At 71.7% G+C, this 19,659-nt stretch carries 21 protein-coding genes; 18 read left to right on the forward strand and 3 right to left on the reverse strand.

The genetic code is table 11. The features are described 5' to 3' along the window. The first annotated feature begins 11 nt into the window (after window positions 1–11). Entirely contained in the window at window positions 12–1,601 is a 1,590-nt protein-coding gene (locus tag ACWEO5_RS07420) for an ABC transporter substrate-binding protein (RefSeq protein ID WP_452161008.1), read from the forward strand. 69 nt (window positions 1,602–1,670) lie between these two features. Here ACWEO5_RS07420 and ACWEO5_RS07425 read toward each other — a convergent pair whose 3' ends face one another. Together ACWEO5_RS07425 and ACWEO5_RS07430 are read right to left on the reverse strand one after the other, a co-directional pair. Continuing rightward, window positions 1,671–2,342: a response regulator gene (locus ACWEO5_RS07425; protein ID WP_452161009.1), complete on the reverse strand. Its 672-nt coding sequence runs from the start codon at window positions 2,340–2,342 to the stop codon at window positions 1,671–1,673. A 1-nt stretch (window position 2,343) separates the two neighbouring features. Next, complete coding sequence (locus ACWEO5_RS07430) at window positions 2,344–3,210, reverse strand: RecB family exonuclease (RefSeq protein ID WP_452161011.1); 867 nt, start codon at window positions 3,208–3,210, stop codon at window positions 2,344–2,346. 150 nt (window positions 3,211–3,360) lie between these two features. Here ACWEO5_RS07430 and ACWEO5_RS07435 point away from each other — a divergent pair, with 150 nt between their 5' ends. The 3 genes from ACWEO5_RS07435 (at window position 3,361) to ACWEO5_RS07445 (ending at window position 6,317) form a co-directional block, all read left to right on the forward strand. Then, complete coding sequence (locus ACWEO5_RS07435; protein ID WP_452161013.1) at window positions 3,361–4,557, forward strand: site-2 protease family protein; 1,197 nt, start codon at window positions 3,361–3,363, stop codon at window positions 4,555–4,557. Window positions 4,558–4,602: 45 nt separating this feature from the next. Further along, window positions 4,603–5,571, forward strand: coding sequence for a tRNA (adenine-N1)-methyltransferase (locus ACWEO5_RS07440; RefSeq protein WP_452161015.1), 969 nt, complete (start codon window positions 4,603–4,605; stop codon window positions 5,569–5,571). Between the two features lie 173 nt (window positions 5,572–5,744). Further along, the gene (locus tag ACWEO5_RS07445; protein ID WP_452161017.1) at window positions 5,745–6,317 is read left to right on the forward strand and encodes a hypothetical protein; all 573 of its coding nucleotides are present in this window, start codon (window positions 5,745–5,747) and stop codon (window positions 6,315–6,317) included. Between the two features lie 7 nt (window positions 6,318–6,324). Here the strand turns inward: ACWEO5_RS07445 and ACWEO5_RS07450 are convergent, their stop codons facing one another. Then, on the reverse strand, window positions 6,325–6,612 hold the full coding sequence (locus ACWEO5_RS07450) for a ferredoxin (protein ID WP_033212814.1): 288 nt from the start codon (window positions 6,610–6,612) through the stop codon (window positions 6,325–6,327). 232 nt (window positions 6,613–6,844) lie between these two features. On the opposite strand from ACWEO5_RS07450, the gene arc reads away from it, so the two are divergent. The 14 genes from arc to ACWEO5_RS07520 all read left to right on the forward strand — a co-directional run bounded on the left by arc (window position 6,845) and on the right by ACWEO5_RS07520 (window position 19,657). Continuing rightward, window positions 6,845–8,611 (forward strand): proteasome ATPase, encoded by a 1,767-nt coding sequence (arc, locus tag ACWEO5_RS07455; RefSeq protein ID WP_344552722.1) that lies wholly within the window; start codon window positions 6,845–6,847, stop codon window positions 8,609–8,611. Between the two features lie 105 nt (window positions 8,612–8,716). Next, on the forward strand, window positions 8,717–10,228 hold the full coding sequence (gene dop, locus ACWEO5_RS07460) for a depupylase/deamidase Dop (protein WP_452161020.1): 1,512 nt from the start codon (window positions 8,717–8,719) through the stop codon (window positions 10,226–10,228). Window positions 10,229–10,325: 97 nt separating this feature from the next. Then, window positions 10,326–10,544 carry a ubiquitin-like protein Pup gene (locus ACWEO5_RS07465; protein ID WP_380239164.1) on the forward strand — a complete coding sequence of 73 codons (219 nt, stop codon included), beginning with the start codon at window positions 10,326–10,328 and terminating at the stop codon, window positions 10,542–10,544. 178 nt (window positions 10,545–10,722) lie between these two features. After that, window positions 10,723–11,568, forward strand: coding sequence for a proteasome subunit beta (gene prcB, locus ACWEO5_RS07470; RefSeq protein ID WP_452161022.1), 846 nt, complete (start codon window positions 10,723–10,725; stop codon window positions 11,566–11,568). A 31-nt stretch (window positions 11,569–11,599) separates the two neighbouring features. Continuing rightward, entirely contained in the window at window positions 11,600–12,352 is a 753-nt protein-coding gene (gene prcA, locus ACWEO5_RS07475; RefSeq protein ID WP_344552727.1) for a proteasome subunit alpha, read from the forward strand. 96 nt (window positions 12,353–12,448) lie between these two features. After that, window positions 12,449–13,810, forward strand: a complete 1,362-nt coding sequence (gene pafA / locus ACWEO5_RS07480; RefSeq protein WP_030458364.1) for a Pup--protein ligase — start codon at window positions 12,449–12,451, stop codon at window positions 13,808–13,810. 80 nt (window positions 13,811–13,890) lie between these two features. After that, the gene (locus ACWEO5_RS07485) at window positions 13,891–14,886 is read left to right on the forward strand and encodes an FKBP-type peptidyl-prolyl cis-trans isomerase (RefSeq protein ID WP_452161025.1); all 996 of its coding nucleotides are present in this window, start codon (window positions 13,891–13,893) and stop codon (window positions 14,884–14,886) included. A 113-nt stretch (window positions 14,887–14,999) separates the two neighbouring features. Continuing rightward, window positions 15,000–16,295 (forward strand): FKBP-type peptidyl-prolyl cis-trans isomerase, encoded by a 1,296-nt coding sequence (locus ACWEO5_RS07490; RefSeq protein WP_452161027.1) that lies wholly within the window; start codon window positions 15,000–15,002, stop codon window positions 16,293–16,295. A 59-nt stretch (window positions 16,296–16,354) separates the two neighbouring features. Next, entirely contained in the window at window positions 16,355–16,726 is a 372-nt protein-coding gene (locus ACWEO5_RS07495; protein ID WP_452161029.1) for an FKBP-type peptidyl-prolyl cis-trans isomerase, read from the forward strand. A 118-nt stretch (window positions 16,727–16,844) separates the two neighbouring features. Beyond that, entirely contained in the window at window positions 16,845–17,819 is a 975-nt protein-coding gene (locus ACWEO5_RS07500) for a helix-turn-helix transcriptional regulator (RefSeq protein ID WP_344552735.1), read from the forward strand. Further along, window positions 17,816–18,772: a helix-turn-helix transcriptional regulator gene (locus ACWEO5_RS07505; protein WP_344552736.1), complete on the forward strand. Its 957-nt coding sequence runs from the start codon at window positions 17,816–17,818 to the stop codon at window positions 18,770–18,772. Before ACWEO5_RS07500 ends, ACWEO5_RS07505 begins: the two co-directional genes overlap by 4 nt. A 5-nt stretch (window positions 18,773–18,777) precedes the next feature. Next, a complete protein-coding gene (locus ACWEO5_RS07510; protein WP_344552737.1) occupies window positions 18,778–19,008 on the forward strand; it encodes a hypothetical protein in 231 nt (76 codons plus the stop codon). A gap of 14 nt (window positions 19,009–19,022) precedes the next feature. Further along, complete coding sequence (locus ACWEO5_RS07515; RefSeq protein ID WP_344552738.1) at window positions 19,023–19,178, forward strand: hypothetical protein; 156 nt, start codon at window positions 19,023–19,025, stop codon at window positions 19,176–19,178. Between the two features lie 206 nt (window positions 19,179–19,384). Continuing rightward, complete coding sequence (locus tag ACWEO5_RS07520; RefSeq protein WP_452161033.1) at window positions 19,385–19,657, forward strand: twin-arginine translocase TatA/TatE family subunit; 273 nt, start codon at window positions 19,385–19,387, stop codon at window positions 19,655–19,657. Window positions 19,658–19,659: the final 2 nt, after the last annotated feature.

A 19,659-nucleotide genomic window follows, 5' to 3' on the forward strand; every position in this document is an offset into this window, starting at 1 on the left:
GACCACCCCGCATGACGACGCCCAACCGACTGGCCGCACTCAGCTGCGCCGCCCTCGTCGCCACCACGGCGGCCGGCTGCGCCTCCGTCGAGAAGGCCGCCGGCGGCGGCGACGCCGCCATCACCATGGGCACCACCAACGTGACCAGCGTGCTGGACCCGGCCGGCGCGTACGACGCGGGCTCCTGGCTGATCCTCAACAACGCCTTCCAGTCGCTGCTGAGCTTCCCGGCCGGCGCGACCGAGCCGCAGCCCGACGCCGCCGAGTCCTGCCGCTTCACCGACACCGACGCGCTCACCTACCAGTGCACGCTGCGCAGCGGCCTGAAGTTCTCCAACGGGCACCCGCTGACCGCCGCGGACGTCAAGTTCTCCATCGACCGGGTCAAGAAGATCGCCGACCCGTCCGGCCCGAGCCCGCTGCTGTCCACCATCGCCTCGGTGGAGACCTCCGGCGACCGCGAGGTCACCTTCCACCTGGAGAGCCCCGACGCGGTGCTCCCGGCCAAGCTGGCCTCCGCGGCCGGGTCGATCGTCGACCACCAGGTCTTCCCGGCCGACAAGCTGCTCGGCAACACCTCCCTGGTCGGCTCCGGGCCGTACCGGATCGACTCGGTCGAGATGAACGGCAAGGCCCCCAGCAAGGTCCAGCTCAGCGCCAACCCGAACTACCGGGGCACCGCCGAGCTCCGCAACACCAAGTTCACGGTCCGGTACTTCGACAAGCCCGCCGAGCTGAAGTCCGCCCTGGACAGCGCCGCCGTCGACCTCACCGACAACAGCCTCGACCCCGCCCAGGCCGCCGAGATCAAGGACGCGGACCTGGCCGGCACCGGCGCCCTGCGGGTCGCCGAGGGCGCCTCCGGCGACACCCGCTACCTGGTCTTCAACACCAAGGACGAGACCGGCGGCAACCAGGCCGTCCGGCAGGCCGCCGCCCAGCTGATCGACCGCAAGGCGATCTCCCAGGGGGTCTACGCGGGCACCGTGCAGCCGCTGTACTCGGTCGTCCCGGCGGGCGTCGCCGGCCACAGCACCGCCTTCTTCGACAAGTACGGCGAGCCCGACCCGGCCAAGGCCAAGCGGATCCTGGCCAACGCGCACGTCACCACCCCGGTCAAGCTCACCCTGACCTGGTCCCGGGCCCGGGCCGGCGAGGCCGAACTCCAGGCCGTCAAGGAGGAGTTGGAGAACGGTGGGCTGTTCCAGGTGACCGTCCAGCAGGAGCCCGACTGGACGGCCTACCAGGCCGGCTGGAAGAACGGCAGCTACCAGGCGTACACCGTCGGCTGGACCCCCGACTACGCCGACGCCGACGACTACATCAGCCCGCTGGTGGTCAACGGCGGCGCCTACCACAACGGCTGGAACAACCCGCAGATCAGCGACCAGCTGGTGCCGGACTCGATCAAGCTCACCGACCGCACCGGCGGCGGCGCCTACGAGCAGATCCAGAAGATCCTGGCCGACGCCGTCCCGATGGTCCCGCTGTTCCAGAACAAGTCCTTCTACGTCTACCGCCCCGGCATCACCGGCGTGGACGGCACCCTGGACAACACCGGCGTGTTCCGCTTCTGGGCGATCGGCCGCACCTCGCAGTGACGCCCGGTCGCAGCGCCGAACGGCCCGCCACCCCCTCGGGGTGGCGGGCCGTTCGGCGCTCGCGGCGGACTACAGCGCGCCCGGGCGCACCAGGCCGCTCTCGTACGCGTACACCGCCGCCTGCACCCGGTCGCGCAGCTGGAGCTTGGTCAGCACGTGGCCGACGTGCGTCTTCACGGTCGTCTCCGAGACGAACAGCTCGGCGGCGATCTCCGCGTTCGACAGGCCGCGCGCCACCAGCCGCAGCACCTCCACCTCACGCTCGGTCAGCACCGTCAGCGCCTGCGGGGGCGCCTCGTCCCCCGAGGGCAGCTTGGTGGCGTACATGTCCAGCAGCCGGCGGGTCACCGAGGGGGCCAGCATCGCCGCGCCGTCCGCCACCACCCGGATCGCCTGCACCAGCTCCTCGGCCGGCACGTCCTTCAGCAGGAAGCCGCTGGCGCCCGCGCGCAGCGCCTCCACCACGTACTCGTCCAGGTCGAAGGTGGTCAGCACCAGCACCTTCGCCGGGCCGTCCCGGTCCGGCCCGGCGATCCGCCGGGTCGCCTCCACGCCGTCCATCCGCGGCATCCGGATGTCCATCAGCACCACGTCCGGCTGCAGGGCGCGGACCTGGTCCAGCGCCTGCTGCCCGTCGCCCGCCTCGCCGACCACCGCCAGGTCGGACTCCGCCTCCAGGATCATCCGGAAACCGGTACGCAGCAGCGGCTGGTCGTCCACCAGCAGCACACGGATCGTCAACCTACGACTCCTTGCCGGGAATGGTCACACTGGTCAGGGGCAGCGGGTACGGCGGGGGAGTGCCGCCGAACTCCGGGCAGGACGCCTGGTGGTCGCACCAGTCGCACAGCCGGTTGCGCGTCGCCGGGAAGTCACCGGTCGCCACCGCCGCCGAGATCGCCTCCCACAGCGCCTCCAGCTTCCGCTCCACCGCGAGCAGGTCGGCCTCGTCCGGGTCGTACGTCACCACGTCCCCGCCGCCGCCCAGGTAGACCAGCTGCAGGCGCTTGGGGACCACGCCCTTCCAGCGCCACACCACCAGGGCGTAGAACTTCATCTGGAACATCGCCTTGCCCTCGAAGTCCCGCGAGGGCGCCCGGCCGGTCTTGTAGTCCACCAGCCGCACCTCGCCGGACGGCGCGACGTCCACCCGGTCGATGTACCCGCGCAGCAGCAGGCCCGACTCCAGCGCGGTCTCCACGTACAGCTCGCGCTCCACCGGGTGCAGCCGGACCGGGTCCTCCAGCCGGAACCACTTCCGCACCAGCTTCTCGGCGTCTGCCAGCCAGTCGGCCAGCTTCTCCGGCTCGCCCGGGAACAGTTGCGCCAGCTCCGGCCGTTCCCCCAGCAACCGCTCCCACTGCGGGCCCAGCAGCCCGAGCGCCCGCTCCGGCGTGCGCTCGGCCGGCGGGTGGTCGAACAACCGCTCCAGCACCGCGTGCACCAGCGTCCCCCGGGTCGCGGCCGCGCTCGGCGGCTCCGGCAGCCGGTCGATCACCCGCAGCCGGTACAGCAGCGGGCAGGTCATGAAGTCACCCGCCCGGGACGGCGACAGCCCGGTCGGCCGGGCGGCCGGACGCGGGGCGGGCGAGGGGTCGGTCTGCTGCATGCCACGACCCTATTGCACCGGAGCGACAGCACGGGCGAACGGGTCGCGGAGCTGGGTACAAGTAAAGGGGAGGGCGGGGGCACCGCCGTTCCCGGGACGAGATCACGTAGCGTACGAGGCACCAGCGGACGGCGGAACGGAAGGAGCACGGTGAACGACACCGAGGGGCGGGCACCACAGGAGCCGAAGCCCGGGGAGCAGCCGCGCGGCGGCATCCTGATGGGCCGTCCGTTCGGCGTGCCCGTCTACGTCACCCCGTCCTGGTTCCTGGTCGCGGCCCTGATCACCTGGGTCTTCGGCAGCCGGCTCGCCGACGTGCTGCCCGACCTCGGCGCGGGCCGCTACCTGCTCGCCTTCTCCTTCGCCGTCGCCTTCTACGCCTCGGTGCTGGTCCACGAGCTCGCCCACACCGTGGTCGGGCTGCGCTACAAGCTCGGCGTGCGCCGGATCCAGCTCCAGTTCCTCGGCGGCGTCTCCGAGATCGAGAAGGAGGCCGACCGCCCCTGGCGCGAGTTCTGGCTGGCCTTCGTCGGCCCGCTGCTCTCGCTGCTGCTCGGCGGCGCCTTCTGGCTCGGCCTGCGCGCCGTCGAACCCGCCACCGTCCCCGGCGTGCTGCTCGCCGGGCTGATGGTCTCCAACCTGGTCGTCGCCGCCTTCAACCTGCTCCCCGGCCTCCCGCTGGACGGCGGCCGGATGCTGCGCGCCGTGGTCTGGGCGGTCACCGGCAACCCGATGAAGGGCACCCTCGCCGCGGTCTGGGCCGGCCGCGCGCTGGCCGTCGCCGTCGTCCTCGGCCTGCCGATCCTGAGCTCCTCCCAGGACGTCGAGCGCACCTCCACCGAGGCCATGGTCGACGGCGTGCTGGCCGCGATCCTCGGCTTCATCATCTGGCAGGGCGCCGGCAACTCGCTGCGCAACGCCCGGCTCAAGGAGGTGCTGCCCCGGCTCAAGGTCCGCGAGATGGCCCGCCGCAGCATCGACGTCCCCGCCGACACCCCGCTCGGCGAGGCCATGCGCCGGGCCCGCGAGGCCCACGCCGGGGCGATCGTGGTGGTCGACGGGCGCGGCGAACCGGTCGCCGTGGTCAAGGAGTCCGCGGTCAGCGCCGTCCCCGAGCACCGTCGGCCCTGGATCGCCGTCACCGCCGTCTCCCGCGACCTCGGACCCGGCCTCACCGTCCCCGTCGACCTGGCCGGCGAACAGATCCTCGACACCCTGCGCCGGGCCCCCGCCACCGAGTACCTGGTGGTCCGCCCGGACGGCTCGGTCTACGGCGTGCTCTCCCTCACCGACCTCGAACGCAAGCTCACCGCCGCGCTCCAGGGCCGGGCCGCGGGCCCGAACTGATCATGTGGTCGGGGGCAGCCCTCCGGCTCCCGTAGGATGGCCCCCATGTCCGAACCGACCGGTGCCACCCGCCGACGCGGGCCCTTCCAGGTCGGGGACCAGGTCCAGCTGACCGACCCCAAGGGCCGCCACTACACGTTCACGCTCCAGGCCGGGAACCAGTTCCACACCCACAAGGGTATGTTCCCGCACGACGAGCTGATCGGCGCTCCCGAGGGCACGGTCGTCCGCACGACGGGCAACGTCCCGTACCTCGCGCTGCGCCCCCTGCTCCCCGACTACGTCCTGTCCATGCCGCGCGGCGCGGCGGTGATCTACCCCAAGGACGCGGGCCAGATCCTCGCCATGGCCGACATCTTCGCCGGCGCGAAGGTGGTCGAGGCGGGCGTCGGCTCCGGCGCCCTCTCCACCTACCTGCTGCGCGCCGTCGGCGACACCGGCTCGCTCGCCTCCTACGAGCGCCGGCAGGACTTCGCGGACATCGCCAAGGGCAACGTCGAGCGCTACTTCGGCGGCCCGCACCCGGCCTGGAAGCTCACCGTCGGCGACCTCCAGGACAACCTGGTCGAGACCGACGTCGACCGGGTCATCCTCGACATGCTCGCCCCCTGGGAGTGCCTGGACGTCGCCTCCAAGGCGCTCGTCCCCGGCGGCCTGATCTGCTGCTACGTGGCCACCACCACCCAGATGTCGCGCACCGTCGAGGCGCTGCGCGAGCACGGCACCTTCACCGAGCCGCAGGCCTGGGAGACCATGGTCCGCACCTGGCACCTGGAGGGCCTCGCGGTCCGCCCGGACCACCGGATGATCGGCCACACCGGCTTCCTGCTCACCGCCCGCCGCCTCGCCGACGGCGTCGAGCCCCCGCTGCGCCGCCGCCGCCCCGCCAAGGGCTCCTACGGCGAGGACTACGAGACCGGCCCCGAGACCGAGCTCTCGCTCGTCGAGCGCGCGGCCATCCGCAAGGCGCAGCGCCAGGCCGCCTCGCACGACGCCCGGGACCTCCCGGAGTAGCACGCACGACACGCACCCGCCGACAGCCGGGTCGCGGGGGAGCGGCAGGTCACTGCCCGCCCCGCGACCCGGCTGTCGGCGTCTCCCGCCCCGCGCGCTCCCCGCGCCCCTGAGGGGTCGCCCCGGCACCCGGTGTGGAAGGATGCCCGGACCGGAAAGAGGGGAGTCTCGTGGTGACGGAGCGTCGGATACCCGGGCACGCGCGGTCGGGGCTGAAGCACTGGGTGCTGGTCGCGGCGGGCTGCGCGGCCGTGGTGGGCGGGGCGCTGGGCGCCACCTCGGCGACCGGGGCGGTGACGGCGGGTCAGGCGGCCGACGGGCCGGCCGCGGAGCCGGCGCCCCCGGCCGCGACGCCGCTGCCGGAGGTTGACCCGGCCAAGGCCGACCTGCCGCTGGAGTGCGGCCCGTTCCCGGTCGCGGTGAGCCTGAAGGCCGCCGCGGTGCTGGACGGCGCCCCGGTGACCGTCGCCGCCGCGCACTGCCGGGCGGACATGGGCACTCCGCCGGACGGGGTGTTCCTGCTGGCCGCCGCCGGCGCCCCGGTCACCCTGCTGTCCGACAGCGAGGGCCTGACCGTCACCGAGCTGGCGATCCGCAGCGACGGCTCGATCCGCGGCACGGCCCGCGGCTACTCCTCCCCGGACGTGCCGCGCTTCTCGCCCGACCTGCGGGTCGACCTGACCTGGACCCGGACCGCCGGGACGTGGACCAGGAACGAGACCAGCACGCCGGTGCACGGCGCCTGAGCGGCCGTCAGTCGGCGTCCGGCCCGTAGACCTCGACGCCGTCCGCCGCCCGGCGGACGTGGATGCAGTCGCCCGGGCAGTCCTTGGCGGAGTCCACCACGTCCTGAAGCAGCGTCAGCGGCACGGGCACGCTCTCGCCCGGCTGCTGGCGCAGTTCGTCGTCCGCGCCCTTGACGTAGGCGAGCCCGTCGATGTCGAGCTCGAAGACCTCGGGCGCGTACTGCGCGCAGATGCCGTCGCCGGTGCACAGATCCTGGTCGATCCAGACTTCGAGTGCCTCGCCAGTCCCCGCCATTGCCCCTGCCGTTTCTGCTCCGGTCGCCCCGCATTCGGGGACATTCCTGTCACGATACATCCGCGCTGCTTTGAACCGTTGAGCGGTGGGCATCTCCTCTACCAAGAGGGGAAGCACGCAGGGCGAACAACCGGACACGCCCGACCCGCCTTTCTGATCACTAAGGGGTTTACATCGCCCTGGTCCCAGGTAGGTTTGGGTCGTCCAGCTCCCCCAGGAGGAGGTGAGGACCGTGGCAGCCCACGATGACGAGTACGACCGCAGCGCCGGCAGGCCCGCACGGGGGTCCGACGAGGCCGCGCAGGTCTCCTACCTCGAACAGGAGATCGCCGTCCTTCGGCGCAGGCTCGCGGATTCCCCGCGCGGATCGAGGATCCTTGAGGAGCGGATCACCGAGCTGCAGACCGGCCTGGCCGGTGTGACCGCCCAGAACGAGAGGCTCGTCGCCACCCTGCGCGAGGCCCGCGACCAGATCGTGGCCCTCAAGGAGGAGGTCGACCGACTCGCCCAGCCGCCGGCCGGATTCGGCACCTTCCTCGAAAAGAACGAGGACGGCACCGCCGACATCTTCACCGGGGGCCGCAAGCTCCGGGTCAACGTCAGCCCCAGCGTGGAGCTGGACGAGCTGCGCCGCGGCCAGGAGGTGATGCTCAACGAGGCGCTCAACGTCGTCGAGGCGATGGCGTTCGAGCGGATCGGCGAGATCGTCACCCTCAAGGAGGTGCTGGAGGGCGGTGACCGCGCGCTGGTCACCGGCCACACCGACGAGGAGCGCGTGGTGCGGCTCGCCGAGCCGCTGCACGGCCTGACGCTCCGCCCGGGCGACGCCCTGCTGCTGGAGCCCCGCTCCGGCTACGTGTACGAGGTGGTGCCGAAGTCCGAGGTCGAGGAGCTGGTCCTCGAAGAGGTCCCGGACATCGACTACCGGCAGATCGGCGGCCTCTCCGGCCAGATCGAGCAGATCCGGGACGCCGTCGAACTCCCGTACCTGCACGCCGACCTGTTCAAGGAGTACGAGCTCCGGCCGCCCAAGGGCGTCCTGCTCTACGGCCCGCCCGGCTGCGGCAAGACGCTGATCGCCAAGGCGGTGGCCAACTCGCTGGCCAAGAAGGTCGCCGAGGTGACCGGCCGCCCGCAGGGCAAGAGCTACTTCCTCAACATCAAGGGCCCCGAGCTGCTCAACAAGTACGTGGGCGAGACCGAGCGGCAGATCCGCCTGGTCTTCCAGCGGGCCCGGGAGAAGGCGAGCGAGGGCACGCCCGTCATCGTCTTCTTCGACGAGATGGAGTCGCTGTTCCGCACCCGCGGCTCCGGCGTCAGCTCGGACGTGGAGAACACCATCGTCCCGCAGCTGCTCGCCGAGATCGACGGCGTGGAGGGCCTGGAGAACGTCATCGTCATCGGCGCCTCCAACCGCGAGGACATGATCGACCCGGCGATCCTGCGGCCCGGCCGCCTGGACGTCAAGATCAAGATCGAGCGGCCGGACGCCGAGGCGGCCAAGGACATCTTCTCCAAGTACCTGCGCGACACCCTCCCGTTCCACCCGGACGACCTCAAGGAGCACGACGGCTCGGTGTCGGTCACCGTCGCCGCCATGATCCAGTCGGTGGTCGAGCGGATGTACTCGGAGACCGAGGAGAACCGCTTCCTGGAGGTCACCTACGCCAACGGTGACAAGGAGGTCCTGTACTTCAAGGACTTCAACTCCGGCGCCATGATCCAGAACATCGTGGACCGGGCCAAGAAGATGGCCATCAAGGACTACCTCGACCACGGCCAGCGCGGTCTGCGCGTCTCCCACCTGCTCGCCGCCTGCGTGGACGAGTTCAAGGAGAACGAGGACCTGCCCAACACCACCAACCCGGACGACTGGGCCCGCATCTCCGGCAAGAAGGGCGAGCGGATCGTCTTCATCCGCACCCTCGTCACCGGCAAGCAGGGCGCCGAGTCCGGCCGCTCCATCGACACCGTCGCCAACACGGGGCAGTACCTGTAGCACGCGCACGACCCCGTCCGGCTGCGGCGCTCGGCAGGGCTCCGCAGCCGGACGGCGCGTCTGCACCGGCAGCACCCAGCAGTACCCACAGGTCAGGAGGGCCGCATGACCGTACGGCGCGTGATGGGGATCGAGACCGAGTACGGCATCTCCGTGCCCGGCCACCCCAACGCCAACGCCATGCTCACCTCGTCCCAGATCGTCAACGCGTACGCCGCGGCGATGCACCGGGCGCGCCGCGCCCGCTGGGACTTCGAGGAGGAGAATCCGCTGCGCGACGCCAGGGGCTTCGACCTGGCCCGGGACGTGGCGGACGCCAGCCAGCTCACCGACGAGGACATCGGCCTGGCCAACGTCATCCTCACCAACGGCGCCCGCTTCTACGTCGACCACGCGCACCCCGAGTACTCCTCGCCCGAGGTCACCAACCCGCGCGACGCGGTGCTCTGGGACAAGGCCGGCGAGCGGATCATGGCGGAGGCCGCCGAGCGCGCCCTGGAACTGCCCAGCGGGCAGCGGATCCTGCTCTACAAGAACAACACCGACAACAAGGGCGCCTCCTACGGCACCCACGAGAACTACCTGATGCAGCGGACCACCCCGTTCGCCGACATCGTCCGCCACCTCACCCCGTTCTTCGTCTCCCGCCAGGTGGTGTGCGGGGCCGGCCGGGTGGGCATCGGCCAGGAGGGCGGCGGGCACGGCTTCCAGATCAGCCAGCGCGCCGACTACTTCGAGGTCGAGGTCGGCCTGGAGACCACCCTCAAGCGCCCGATCATCAACACCCGCGACGAACCGCACGCCGACGCCGAGAAGTACCGCCGGCTGCACGTCATCATCGGCGACGCCAACCTGTCGGAGATCTCCACCTACCTCAAGCTCGGCACCACCGCCCTGGTGCTGTCGATGATCGAGGACGGCTTCATCGCCGTCGACCTCGCCGTCGACCAGCCCGTGCGCACCCTGCACCGGATCTCCCACGACCCCGACCTCAAGCAGCTGGTCCAGCTGCGCAGCGGCCGCCGGCTGACCGCCGTCCAGCTCCAGATGGAGTACTGCGAGCTGGCCCGCAAGTACGTCGAGGACCGCCACGGGCAGGACGCCGACGACCAGACCCTGGACGTGCTGGCCCGCTGGGAGGACGTGCTGGGCCGGCTGGAGCGCGACCCGATGAGCCTGTCCCGGCAGCTCGACTGGATCGCCAAGAAGGAGGTCCTGGAGGGCTACCGGCAGCGCGACGGCCTGGACTGGGACAGCCCCCGGCTCCAGCTGGTCGACCTCCAGTACAGCGACGTGCGGGCCGACAAGGGCCTGTACAACCGGCTGGCGGCGCGCGGCCGGTTCGAGCGGCTCTTCACCGAGGACGAGGTGCGCCGCGCCGTCACCCAGCCCCCCGACGACACCCGGGCCTACTTCCGCGGCCGCTGCCTGGAGCAGTACGCCGACCACGTGGCCGCGGCCTCCTGGGACTCCGTCATCTTCGACCTGCCCGGCCACGACAGCCTCCAGCGCGTCCCGACCATGGAGCCGCTGCGCGGCACCCGGGAGCACGTCAAGGAGCTGCTCGACCGGTGCCGCACCGCCGAGGACCTGGTCCGGGTCCTCTCCGGCGGGTAACTTTTCGATCACCGGGGGTGAACATTTCCCCAGCGGGGAATCATTCCGGTGAGCAGCCAGCGTTGAACGAGAACACCGAACGAGCGGGGTGAGGGAAATGGCGGAGAAGGACACCGGCGGCGGCCAGCAGCGGGCGAGCCGCTCCTCCGAGGAGGTCGAGGAGCAGGCCGCGGAAACGCAGGCTTCGGACGAGCTCAAGGAGCGCCAGGAAAAGCTCAGCGACGACGTCGACTCGGTACTCGACGAAATCGACGAGGTACTGGAATCCAACGCGGAGGATTTCGTGCGCGGATTCGTGCAGAAGGGCGGCGAGTGAGAGGGGGAATCCCCTCCGCCACCGAAAACAGCACCACGAGCGCCGCAGGTGTGCCCTGAGCGCGCCTGCGGCCTCGTGTTCCCGCAAGCTCCCGTGCGCAGCGCGTGGAACCGGCCCCGGAAGCGGGTAGGGTCCGGGGCACCAAGCAACTTTCGATCTTCGATCCGGAAGGACACGTGTGGAAGCCAACCTCAGTGGCACCGGGCGTCTGCCGGCCGCCTTCCTCACCCCCGGCTCCTCCTCGTTCCTCGACTTCCTCGACAGCCACGCGCCCCAGCTGCTCCCCGGCCGGCGCCCCCTCCCGGAGGGGATGACGGTCGAGGCGCCGCACGGCACCACCATCGTCTCCGCGGTCTTCGACGGCGGCGTGGTGCTGGCCGGCGACCGCCGCGCCACCATGGGCAACGTCATCGCCCAGCGGGACATCGAGAAGGTCTTCCCGGCGGACGAGTACAGCGCGGTCGGCATCGCCGGCACCGCGGGCCTGGCGGTCGAGATGGTCCGGCTGTTCCAGCTGGAGCTGGAGCACTACGAGAAGATCGAGGGCGCCGTGCTCTCCTTCGAGGGCAAGGCCAACCGGCTCACCACGATGATCCGCTCCAACCTGGCGATGGCCATGCAGGGCCTCGCGGTCGTCCCGGTCTTCGCCGGCTACGACCTCGACCTCGGCCGCGGCCGGATCTTCACCTACGACGTCACCGGCGGCCGCTCCGAGGAGCGGGCCGGCTTCGCCGCCACCGGCTCCGGATCGGTCTTCGCCCGCGGCTCGATGAAGAAGCTCTACCGGGACGGGCTGACCGGCGAGCAGGCCGCCACCCTCGCCGTCCAGGCGCTCTACGACGCCGCCGACGACGACTCCGCGACCGGCGGCCCCGACCTGGCCCGCAAGATCTTCCCGATCGTCACGCTGATCACCGAGGACGGCTTCCGCCGGCTCACCGAGGACGAGGTCGCCGCGATCGCGGTCTCCATCACCGACCAGCGCCGCCAGCACCCGAACGGCCCGCAGGCCCCGCTCCTCTGAGTCCGCCCCAACCACCGAAGGGAGACCGGCGGTGTCCACGCCGTTCTACGTCTCGCCCCAGCAGGCCATGGCGGACCGCGCGGAGTACGCCCGCAAGGGCATCGCCCGCGGCCGCAGCGTGGTCGTGCTCACCTACGCCGACGGCATCGTCTTCGTCGCGGAGAACACCTCCCGCGCGCTGCACAAGGTCTCCGAGATCTACGACAAGATCGCCTTCGCCGCGGTCGGCCGCTACAACGAGTTCGAGAACCTGCGCATCGGCGGCGTCCGCTACGCCGACCTGCGCGGCTACTCCTACGACCGGGCCGACGTCACCGCCCGCGGCCTGGCCAACGTCTACGCGCAGACCCTCGGCACCATCTTCTCCTCGGTCGGGGAGAAGCCCTACGAGGTCGAGCTGATCGTCGCCGAGGTCGGCCGGAGCGACGCCGACGACCAGATCTACCGGCTCACCCCCGACGGCTCGGTGGTGGACGAGAAGAACGCCGTGGTGGTCGGCGGCAACGCCGACTCCATCGGCAGCTACCTCGGCCAGCGCCACCGCGCCGGGCTGGGCCTCGCGGAGGCGCTCAAGCTGGCCGTCGACGGCCTGGCCCGCGACCCGAACGGCGGCACCCCGCGGACGCTGACGCCGGAGCAGCTGGAGGTCGCGGTGCTGGACCGCCAGCGGCCCCAGCAGCGGAAGTTCAAGCGCATCCTGGGCGGCCAGCTGGCCCGGCTGCTCAGCGGTGACGAGTCGGCCGCCGCCGAGGACGGCGACGACGAGGGCGCCGACACCGAATGACCGGCCCGGGCGGCCCGCCGAACGCGGCGGGCCGCCCCCCGGTCCACCACCGCCACCGAGGGGTTCCACCGAGCTTCGAACAGAGAAGAGGCGTCCATGGACCGTCGAATTTTCGGGATCGAGAACGAGTACGGCGTCACCTGCACCTTCCGGGGCCAGCGCCGGCTCTCGCCGGACGAGGTCGCCCGCTACCTCTTCCGCCGGGTCGTCTCCTGGGGCCGCAGCAGCAACGTCTTCCTGAAGAACGGCGCCCGCCTCTACCTCGACGTCGGCTCCCACCCCGAGTACGCGACCCCCGAGTGCGACGACGTCACCGAGCTGGTCACCCACGACAAGTCCGGCGAGCGGATCCTCGAAGGGCTGCTGGTGGACGCCGAGCGGCGGCTGCACGAGGAGGGCATCGCCGGGGACGTCTACCTGTTCAAGAACAACACCGACTCGGCCGGGAACTCCTACGGCTGCCACGAGAACTACCTGGTGGCCCGGCACGGCGAGTTCTCCCGGCTGGCGGACGTGCTGATCCCGTTCCTGGTGACCCGGCAGCTGATCTGCGGCGCCGGCAAGGTGCTGCAGACCCCGCGCGGCGCGGTCTACTGCGTCAGCCAGCGCGCCGAGCACATCTGGGAGGGCGTCAGCTCCGCCACCACCCGCTCCCGGCCGATCATCAACACCCGGGACGAGCCGCACGCCGACGCCGAGCGCTACCGCCGGCTGCACGTCATCGTCGGCGACTCCAACATGTCGGAGACCACCACGCTGCTCAAGGTCGGCGCCACCGACCTGGTGCTGCGGCTGATCGAGGCCGGGGTGGTGATGCGCGACCTGACGCTGGAGAACCCGATCCGGGCGATCCGCGAGGTCAGCCACGACCTGACCGGCACCCACCAGGTCCGGCTCGCCAACGGCCGGGAGGCGTCCGCCCTGGAGATCCAGGAGGAGTACTACACCAAGGCGCTGGAGTTCGCCGACCGCAAGGGCCTCAACGAGGGCACCGTGGCCCGGGTGCTGGACCTGTGGGGCCGCACCCTGGAGGCGGTGCGCAGCGAGGACCTGGCCAAGGTCGGCACCGAGATCGACTGGATCATGAAGTACCAGCTGATCGAGAAGTACCGGGCCAAGCACCAGATGACCATGTCCAACCCGCGGGTGGCCCAGATCGACCTCGCCTACCACGACATCCACCGCCGCCGCGGCCTGTTCTACCTGCTGCAGAAGAACGGGCAGGCCCAGCGGGTCACCACCGACCTGCTGACCTTCCAGGGCAAGTCGGTGCCCCCGCAGACCACCCGGGCCCGGCTGCGCGGCGACTTCATCCGGCGCGCCCAGGAGCAGCGCCGCGACTTCACCGTCGACTGGGTGCACCTCAAGCTGAACGACCAGGCGCAGCGCACCGTGCTGTGCAAGGACCCGTTCCGTTCGGTCGACGAGCGGGTGGAGAAGCTGATCGCCGGCATGTGAGCCACCGGCGGCCGACGGTCCGTCGGGGGCGCGCCGAGCGCCTCCGACGGACCGGACGAATCGGGTCATAGGCTGACGCCATGCGTCGAACCGCCTGCCTGCTCACCGTCTCCCTGACCGTCGCGCTGATCGCCGGATGCAGTAGTTCGGACGGCTCGGGGAAGTCCGCCGCGACGACGGCCCCGGCCTCCTCGGCCTCCGCGGTCGAGGTGCCGAGCCCGGTGGCGTCCGCCTCGCCGATGCCGACCGTCAGCGGCGAGTTCGGCTCGAAGGCGACGATCACGCTGCCCTCCGAGCAGCCCGGCGGCCAGTTCGTGGTGAGCACCGTGAGCGAGGGCTCCGGGGCGGAGGTCAAGAAGGAAGACTGGGTGACGGTCAACTACACCGTCAAGGACTGGACCACCGGCAAGGACCTGTCCAGCTCCTACGACTCCGGCGGCAAGCCGCAGCTGTACCAGGCGGGCAGCGGGCAGCTGGTGCCCGCCTTCGACCAGAGCGTGGTCGGCAAGAAGGTCGGCTCCCGGGTGCTGGTGGTGGCGCCGCCCGCGGCCGGGTTCGGCAGCCAGGGGTCGACCGCGCTGGGCGTCGGCAAGGACGACACCGTGGTGTTCGTGCTGGACGTGATGAACTCCGTCGCGCCGGACACCACCATCCCCGGGGACCTCACCCAGCCGCCGGCGAACGCCCCGCAGGTGAAGGACAACGGCAAGGCCGCGCCGACCATCACCGTCCCCTCCGGCGAGCAGCCGCCCGCCGACCTGCAGCAGTACGTGCTGGTCAAGGGCACCGGGCCGGAGGTGCAGAGCGGGCAGACGCTGCTGGTCCAGTACACCGGCGTGACCTGGGCGGACGGCAAGCAGTTCGACTCCTCGTGGAACCACGGCGGCGCGCAGGCCCTCCAGGTCGGCACCGGCAGCCTGATCAAGGGGTGGGACCAGGGGCTGGTCGGCAAGACCGTCGGCAGCCGGGTGATGCTGGTGGTGCCGCCCTCGCTGGGCTACGGGGACCAGGCCAGCGGGTCGATCCCGGCCAACTCCACCCTGGTGTTCGTGATCGACATCCTGGAAGCCGTCTGAGAAGTGCCTGACAGCGGGGCGCGGACCGGACTGAACGGCTCTCATGCCGACCTGACATACTGCTGCCCCGCACCAGTGGTACACGCGTCGTCGGGCGAGTCGAATGGGGAGTCATGTCTGAGAAAGCGTCGAGCCCGGGCGAGGCCGACAGCACCGGGAACAAGCCCGTCGTGGACCGCGAGTCGATCGTCGTCCCCGCCGAGATCCTGACCCAGGCCGGCTGGGCGCCGCCCACCAACCCGGTCAACCCGGACGCCAAGGCCGAGCAGGCGCCGCAGGTCTTCGCGTCCAACCAGCGCAAGGTCCCGCTCTCCGAGGCCGGGTACAACGAGGACCCGGGCGGCGTGGGCCGGCTCGGCGTCATCCTGGGCTCGGTCCTCGCGGTCCTGCTGGTCGCCTCCGGCGTGACGATGTACTACGTCAACAAGGACGGCGGCAGCAAGTCCGCGGCGAAGTCGGACTCGGCCGCGGTCACGCCCAGCCCCGACGCGGGGGCCTCGGAGGCGGCGCCCAGCCAGGAGCCGGTGCCGCCGATCAAGGACAGCGCCAAGGTGCTGCCCTCGGTCTCCGGCGACTTCGGCACCAAGGCGAGCATCACCCTGCCCAAGGACGCCCCCGACGGGACGTTCGTGGTCAAGGTGCTGTCCGAGGGCAGCGGCCCGAAGGTCGACAAGAACAACTGGGTCTCCGTCGACTACACGGCTATGGACTGGCAGACCGGCAAGGACATCCCCGGCTCGTACGGGGAGCAGAACGGCAAGCCGCAGCTCTACCAGGCCGGCGCCGGTTCGCTGATCCCCGCGCTGGACAGCGCCGTCGAGGGCCACAAGGCCGGCAGCCGCCTGCTGGTGGTCGCCCCGCCCGCCGCCGCGTTCGGCGCCCAGGGCAACAGCCAGCTGGGCATCGCGGGCACCGACAGCCTGGTGTTCGTGCTGGACATCCGGCAGTCCACCGCCCCGAACGCGGTGCTCTCCGGTGACGTGACCCCGCCGCCCGCGGACTTCCCGCAGGTCAAGGACAACGGCAGCAAGGCCGCCGAGATCACCCCGGTCAAGGACGCCGCCGACCCGACCGAGCTCAAGAGCCACGTGCTGATCCAGGGCAAGGGCCGCAAGGTCGAGGCCGGCGAGAAGGTGCTGGTCCAGTACACCGGCGTGCTGTACAAGGACGGCAAGAAGTTCGACTCCTCGCTCGACCGCGGGCAGGCGTTCACCTTCACCACCGGCGCCGGCAGCGTCATCGAGGGCTGGGACCAGGGCATCACCGGCCAGAACATCGGCAGCCGGGTCGAGCTGGTCATCCCCGCCTCGCTGGGCTACAAGGACAAGGCCAGCGACAGCATCCCGGCCAACTCCACCCTGGTGTTCGTGGTGGACATCCTGGACGCGGGCGTCGGCGGCGACAGCTGACGGCCCGTCCGTGCGCCTAGGATGAGTGGCGTTCACGCAACCGAACGAGAAGAGCAATCGTGAGCCTGACCAAGCCGGAGATCGACTTCCCGGGCGGCGACGCCCCGAGCGAGCTCCAGATCCGCGACATCGTGGTCGGCGACGGCGCCGAGGCCAAGGCCGGCGCGACCGTCGAGGTCCACTACGTGGGTGTCACCTTCGCCTCCGGCGAGGAGTTCGACGCCTCCTGGAACCGCGGCCAGACCTTCAAGTTCCCGCTGGGCGGGGGCCGGGTCATCAAGGGCTGGGACCAGGGCGTCGAGGGCATGCGCGTCGGCGGCCGCCGCGAGCTGGTCATCCCGCCGCACCTGGCCTACGGCAACCAGTCGCCGAGCCCGCTCATCCCGGCCGGTTCCACCCTGATCTTCGTGGTGGACCTGCTGGGCGTCTGACCTCGGACGTACCACCGACACCCCCGGTTCCGCCAGGAGCCGGGGGTTCGGCTTTCTCTGGACGCGTCCGTACCGGTACGGTCAGGCGGGTCACCCCCGATCGGAGGAAGGGTCAGCGATGGCGATCGCCAAGGCAGAGCGGCTGATGAACCTAGCCCTGTGCCTGATGAACACCCGGCGTCCGCTCTCCAAGAAAGAGCTGCGCGAGTCCGTCGAGGCGTACCGGGAGGCCTGGCAGCAGGGCTCCGAGGACGCCTTCAACCGGATGTTCGAGCGCGACAAGGACGACCTGCGGGAACTCGGACTGATCATCGACGTGGACGAGAACGCGCTCGACGGCGAGATCGGCTACCTCGCCCGCCGCGACCGCAACCGCCTCCCGGAGATCGCCCTGGACGCCGAGGAGGCCGCCGCGCTGGCGCTGGCCGCCCGGGTCTGGCAGCAGGCCAAGATGTCCGGGGCCGCCAGCGGAGCCCTGCAGAAGCTCCGCGCCGCGGGCGTCCCGTTCGCCGAGGAGCCCGAGCACGGCGCGCTGGAACCGCGGATCCCCGGCCGGGAGGCCGCGTTCGAACCGCTGCTCACCGCCGCCCGCGACCGGCGCCCGGTCACCTTCGACTACCGCAAGGCCGGCGCCGCCACCGCCGAGCCGCGCTCGGTCGAGCCCTGGGCGCTGGAGTGCTGGCGCGGCCACTGGTACCTGGCCGGCTACGACCGCGACCGCGGCTCGGCCCGGGTGTTCCGGCTCTCCCGGATCACCGGCAAGGTCCGCTCCCGGGCCGGCGCGTTCACCGGCGAGGTGCCCGAGCACGTGGACGTCCGGGCCGTGGTGGCCCGGTTCGCCGGCGAGGGCGCGACCGCGGTGGCGAAGGTCGAGGTGCGCTCCGGCGCGGCCTACCCGCTGCGCCAGCGGGCGCTGGAGACCCGCGCGGTGAACGCCGACTGGGACGAGCTGGACATCCCGTACGGCAACGGCCTCGGCGCCGACCTGGCCGAGTACGGCCCCGACGTCATCGTGATCGGCCCCGAGGACCTGCGGGCCGACGTCATCGACCGGCTGCGCGCCGTCGCCGGTCTCGCGGAGGTTCAGGCATGAGTAACGCGATCGACCAGACGCGGCGGATGCTGTCGCTGGTCACCTACCTGCGCGAGCGCCCCGGGGCCGAGGTGGCCGAGGTGGCGCGGGCGTTCGGGATCACCGAGCGGGAGCTGATCGGCGACCTGAACGTGCTGCCGATGTGCGGGACGTCCTTCCGCGGCGGCGACCTGCTCGACATCGACACCGACGGCGAGCGGATCTGGTGGCACAACGTCGACGACGTCGCCCAGCCGCTGCGACTGGCCGCCGACGAGGCCACCGCGCTGCTGGTCGCCGCCCGCGCCGTCGCCGGGCTCCCCGGGCTGCGCGAGCGCGACCGGCAGGCGCTCACCCGGGCCGTCTCCAAGATCGAGGACGCGGCGGGCGAGAACGCCGAGTCCGCCGCCCGGATCGGCGTCACCTTCGAGGCCGAGGGCACCGTCTTCGCCGACATCGACCGGGCGCTCAGCGAGGGCCGGCTGATCTGGCTGCGCTACTGGTCGCACGGCCGCGGCGAGCTGACCGAGCGCGAGGTCGACCCGATCCGGCTGGTCACCGAGGGCCACACCTACCTGGAGGGCTGGTGCCGCACCTCCGAGGACCGGCGCACCTTCCGGCTCGACCGGATCGCCGAGATCAAGGTGCTGGACGAACCCGCCAACCCGCCCCGCCTCCAGCCCCGCGACCTGTCCGCCGGACTGGTCGCCCCCACCGCGGACGACCCGCAGGTGGTGGTCGAGGTCGGCCCCGGCGGCCGCTGGGTCGCCGAGTACTACACCCACGACAGCGCCGAGGAACTCCCCGACGGCGGCCTGCGGATCACCCTGCGCTCCGCCGAACCGGCCGGGCTGCGCACCCTCGCGCTGCGCCTGGGCCGGGACGGCCGGATCACCGCCCCCGCCCAGCTCGCCGAACAGGCCCGCACCGCCGCGCTGGCCGCGCTGGAGCACTACCGGGACGGACAGGTCTGAACCACGTGACCGAAGGCACCAGATTCAAGGTGTACTGCTCGCAGTGCCGGGAGAAGGTCGAACTCCCGGCCGGCGAGTTCCGGCTGGCCCTCGGCGCCAGCAAGGAACGCACCTTCTACAGCTTCACCTGCCCGGCCTGCGGAGCGGTCGTCCGCAAGATCGCCGGGGAGAAGATCGTCGCCGCGCTCACCGAGGCCGGCGTGCACACCATGCGGCTGCTGCCGGTGGACGGATAGGGGAGGCCCCGCACGTGAACTGGACCCTGGTCGGCGCCGTCCTGCTGTCCACCGCGGGCCTGCTGGTGCTCGGGGTGCTCGCGCTGCGGCTGTGGCTGGACGCCCGGGCGCTGGCCCGCGAGGTGGACGGCGCGGTCGGCGCGCTGCAGCGGGCGAGCGGCTCCGACTGATCCGGCGCGCCGGGGGAGCGGCTCCGAGTGGCGCGGCGCGCCGGGGGAGCGGTGCGGACCGGCGCGGGGCAGAACGGCGCGGTGCGGCGGGGGCGACCGGTATCCGATCGTTGGGTACCGGGTTCCCGCCGCGACACCCCGAGCGGCTACCATCGCCCGCAGAGGGGGAGCCCTGCCTCCCGGACAAGGAAGGCGGTGCCCCGGAGATGAGGCTCCTGTCGCCCGGCTCGCTGCTGCTGGTCACGGTGTTCGCGGTGCTGCTGTTCGGCGGCAAGCGGCTGCCGGACGCGGCGCGGGCGCTCGGCCGCTCCCTGCGGATCCTCAAGAGCGAGGGCAAGGCGCTGCGCCGGGAGTTCGACTCCGGCCGCGAGGACGCGACCCCCGCGAGCCCCGTGGCCCCGGCCGCGCGGCCCGCCGCCGAACCGGACCGGGTGGTCAAGGCGGCCCCCGGCGCCTCCCGCTCCGACCGGGTGGCCTGAGG

The sequence above is a fragment of the Kitasatospora sp. NPDC004272 genome (assembly GCF_053603035.1).